Source organism: Janthinobacterium sp. CG_23.3, from assembly GCF_046115965.1.
Classification (GTDB): domain Bacteria; phylum Pseudomonadota; class Gammaproteobacteria; order Burkholderiales; family Burkholderiaceae_D; genus Janthinobacterium.
Window position 1 is genome coordinate 1 of sequence record NZ_JBJXIB010000245.1, and the last position, 2,546, is coordinate 2,546.

Below are 2,546 nucleotides of genomic sequence, written 5' to 3' on the forward strand. Positions count from 1 at the left end.
TGCGACTCTCCCCGCGGAGTAGCTCCAACGATTTGTGGCGGGTGATGTCTTCGTTGGTGGGGGGGGGGGGGAAGAGGGCCCTTTCCGGGTGTGGGTTGTCCCCCCCCCCCCCCCCCCCGCCGGCGTGCAGCGTCAGCGTGTGGCCGGGCGGCAGTTTCAGCGCGGCGCGGAAGATCGTGCGCGGCTCCGGCACGTAGCCGTAGGCGAAGTAGTCCTCGACCGCCGCCGGGTCGAGTTCGCGCGCCAGTTCGGCGTCGCCCAGCAGCGCCTTCAGCTCGGAGCCGAACAGCAGCCTGCCGTCGGCGGTGCGGCCGTAGTACAGCGGCTTGACGCCGAGCCGGTCGCGCGCCAGGAACAGCGTCTGGCGCTTGCGGTCCCACAGGCCGAAGGCGAACATGCCGCGGAAGCGCTCGACGCAGCGCTCGCCCCATTGTTCCCAGGCGTGGACGATGACCTCGGTGTCGCATTGGCTGCGGAAGCGGTGGCCGAGGCCGGCCAGCTCGCGCGCCAGTTCCTTGAAGTTGTAGATCTCGCCGTTGTAGACCACCACCACGTCGCCGTCCTCGTTGAACAGCGGCTGCTGGCCGCCGTTCAGGTCGATGATCGCCAGGCGCCTGTGGCCCAGCCCCAGCCCCGGTTCCAGGTACACGCCGCCCAGGTCGGGGCCGCGGTGGTACTGGCTCTGGTTCATCCGCACCAGCGCGTCGCGGGCGATGGCGCGTTTGCCGAGGAGGTCGAAAATGCCGACGATGCCGCACATGGAATGTCCTTTCGGGTTAGCGCCGCGCGCCGCCGAGGGCGTCGTAGACGGCGAGGTAGGCGTCCGCCATGGCCGCCAGGCTGTGCTCGGCGAGGACGCGGCGGCGCCCGCGCAGGCCGTGGCGCTGGGCCAGGTCGGGCGCGTGGTAATACTGGCCGAGCGCCTCGGCCAGCAGTTGCGGCGCGCGCGGCGGCACCAGCGCGCCGGTCCAGCCGGCCTGTACCAGGTCGACGTTGCCGCCGACGGCCGTGGCCACCACCGGCAGCCCGCTGGCCATCGCCTCGAGGATGGTGTTGGAACTGCCCTCGGCCAGCGACGGCAGCACGAACAGGTCCATCGCCCGCATCAGCTGGGCGATGTCGTCGCGCGCGCCGGGCAGCCAGGCGAGTTGGCCGGCGCCGCCCAGCTGCAGCGCGGCCAGGCATTCGGCGCGGCACGGCCCGGCGCCGACGATGACCAGGCGCAGCCGCGTGCCCGGGCCCGGCTCGGCCGCCAGCAGGCGCAGGAAGGCTTGCACCAGCGTGGCGTGGTCCTTGATGTCGACCATGCGGCCGACGCTGCCGACGACAAAGGCGTTGTCGCACAGGAAACCGGGCGGCCCGACCGCCGCCGCCGGACCCAGCCGCGGATGGAATTGCAGGCTGTCGACGCCGTTGCCGATGTGCGTGACGCGCGCCGGCGCGGCGCCGATGCGTTCGACCAGCCAGCGTTCGAGGTCGCCGCTGACGGCGATGAAGTGGCCGACCAGCGGGCGCAGCAGCTGGCGCAGCAGATTGTATTTGCGGCTCTTGCCGTGCAGGTCGGCCATGTCGCGGCCGTGCTCGCCATGGACGCGCAACTTGACGCCGGCCGCCGCCGCCAACAACTGGCCCTCGATGCTGGCCAGGTTGCGGGTGTGCACCAGTTGCGGGCGCAGCCGGCGCAGCGTGCGGTACAGGCGCAGGTAATGGGCCCAGTCCTTGCCCTCGCGCTTGTTCAAGCTGATGATTTCGACGCCGGGCCGGGTGATGCGCTGTTGGAAGTCGGTCGCGCTTTTGAGGCAGACGATGGCGTGCCGGTAGCGCGCCGGCGGCATGTGGTTGATCAGGTTGACCAGGCCGTTCTCCAGCCCGCCCACGCCGAGCTGGTGGATCAGGTGGACCACCAGCGGCGCCGGCGCGGCGTCGTCGATGGCGGCCGAAAAGACCGCGTCAGCGTCGTCCAGCATCGCTCACCGCCTTGTCGATGGCCGGCAGCGACGCCGCCAGGAAAGCGCGCAGCGCCGGCTCCGGCGCCGCCTGCTGCTCGGCGTAGGGCGCGGCGACGATGATGTCGGCGCCGTCTTGCGCCGTGCGCGTCAGTTTGGCCTTGGCCAGCAGCAGCTTGACCAGCAAGGCGCTGCCGGTGTCGACGCCGCTCTGGCGGTACCAGCGCCACACCAGCAGGCGGCCGGCGCCGCGTTGCCAGACGCTTTGGCGCAACGCCAGCGCGCGCGCGCCGACGCGCACCTCGCGCGCTTGCTCCGACAGCAGCGTCCAGTCGCCGTTGCGGGCCGCCGGCAGGTGGCTCAGCAGCTCGGCGTCCTTGCTTTGGCTGGCGTACCAGGCCAGTTGCAGTTCGACCGCGCCGGCCGCGCCGCGGTAGTGTTGGGCGAACAGCAGCGGCGCGCCGGCGTGCGGCGCGCGCCAGGCGTTGGCGGCGGCGCTGGCGCGCCAGCCCGGGGGGGGGGGGAGAAGGGAAAGAGAGGGGGCGGGAGGGGAAGAGGGTGGTGGTGGATCGTGTGGGGGATGAGTTTCTTCTCATCGCC

1 protein-coding gene and 2 pseudogenes are annotated in these 2,546 nt (G+C 72.0%); all 3 read right to left on the bottom strand.

What is annotated here, in order from left to right; all coding sequences use genetic code 11:
- Positions 1 to 760, bottom strand: a pseudogene (locus ACFDR9_RS27495) (asparagine synthetase B); the annotation flags it as partial.
- A 16-nt stretch (positions 761 to 776) separates the two neighbouring features.
- Positions 777 to 1,967, bottom strand: coding sequence for a TIGR03088 family PEP-CTERM/XrtA system glycosyltransferase (locus ACFDR9_RS27500; RefSeq protein ID WP_409033049.1), 1,191 nt, complete (start codon positions 1,965 to 1,967; stop codon positions 777 to 779).
- Positions 1,951 to 2,445 (bottom strand): annotated as a pseudogene (locus tag ACFDR9_RS27505) (exosortase C-terminal domain/associated protein EpsI); the annotation flags it as partial. The gene ACFDR9_RS27500 and the pseudogene ACFDR9_RS27505, both read right to left, overlap by 17 nt.
- Positions 2,446 to 2,546: the final 101 nt, after the last annotated feature.